Source organism: Bacillus sp. 05T22, from assembly GCF_056396765.1.
Genome location: NZ_JBFTMC010000242.1, coordinates 1 through 1,363 on the forward strand (window position 1 = coordinate 1; position 1,363 = coordinate 1,363).

Here is a 1,363-nt window from a genome sequence, read left to right on the forward strand (position 1 = left end):
TTATACGCTCGATTATTATAAAAATACTTTCCTAGTTCAAGGGCAAACTCTCGAACTAAAGGATATTGCCTTTTTTCTAGTCCCATTTCAATTGCTTTTCCCATATTTTTTTCAAAACTATCATAATTCCCCCGTAATTTGGATATTTGGGCTTTAAATCCATAGAGTTGAACATGTGCGTAAGGTACATCACAAATAGATAGAATATCAAATGCATCATCTATCAGTTTATTAACAGTATGCCAGTCCTTTCGCTCCATATGAATTTCTATTAAATTCCGGAGTATATACACCTTATCAGCTGTTCGCGGGAGATACTCACTCAGTTCTAAACTTTTTTCATAATATGGAATCRCATTCGCATAGTCTTTCAAGCCTTGATAGATTTTCCCGTAATTATACGCAATCAAACATACATTCAAAGGATTGTAATTCGTCTTCGCTTCATTTTCTGCTTGTTTCAAAGATTTCATGGCTTGTTCTGGTAGTTTCCCCCTGTTGTATTGCATCGCAAGACTGATTAACACATGTATTTTTTCTTGTTCTTTATTAAATTTCCCATACAGTTTATAGGCTTTTTTGGCATACATGCGACTAATACTTTGATCTTTATCAAGGCTCATACGTAGTTGACTTATGTTGTAATATATATGAGCATGTTGCACCGTTTCTTCAGGACCAAGCATATTTTCTATCTTCTTGTAAATTTCAAATGCAGTAACATAATCTTCTTTATTAAAAAAATAAAGTCCTTTAGCCATTAGATAATATATATAATCTTCCATATCTTGTGTTTCTATTTGATCCGGAATCACTTGTGACGCTTGATCGACAAGTGACGCTRCATATATTAATTTATAGTTTCGAGCATGGTAGTATATGAGAACACCGTAGACCTTTAGTAATAAAGGCATTGAGTCCGTATCACGAACATACAGTTCTAATGAAGATAATTCCGTCTCACTGATACTTTCATCTTGTTTATATTTTTCGCATATTTTAAGAATATTAGATTCGACTCCCTCATTCTGCCCCTCTATTAAAAAAGCACAATCAACATCTAGCTTTTGAGAAACCTTTTTTAAAAAAGAAGAAGACGGTTTAATTTGTCCATTTTCTATTCTACTTAAATAAGCGATAGAACATATTCCTGATACAAGTTCCCCTTGTGTCAATCCTTTATGTATACGAATTTGACGGATTCGTTCTCCAACTTGCATGTTTCTTCCCCTCTACTTTTTCAATGAATTAAATTTTTTTCCTAGTTTATTGTATTCTCAGCTGCCATTTCGAAATATTTTGCAGATTGTTTATACGCTCGATTATTATAAAAATACTTTCCTAGTTCAAGGGCAAACTCTCG

1 protein-coding gene is annotated in these 1,363 nt (G+C 33.1%); it reads right to left on the bottom strand.

The genetic code is table 11. The features are described from left to right. The coding region (locus AC1DIT_RS28120) for a helix-turn-helix domain-containing protein (protein WP_476998602.1) at positions 1-1,220 on the bottom strand (1,220 nt) is incomplete at its 3' end. Between the last annotated feature and the right edge of the window lie 143 nt (positions 1,221-1,363).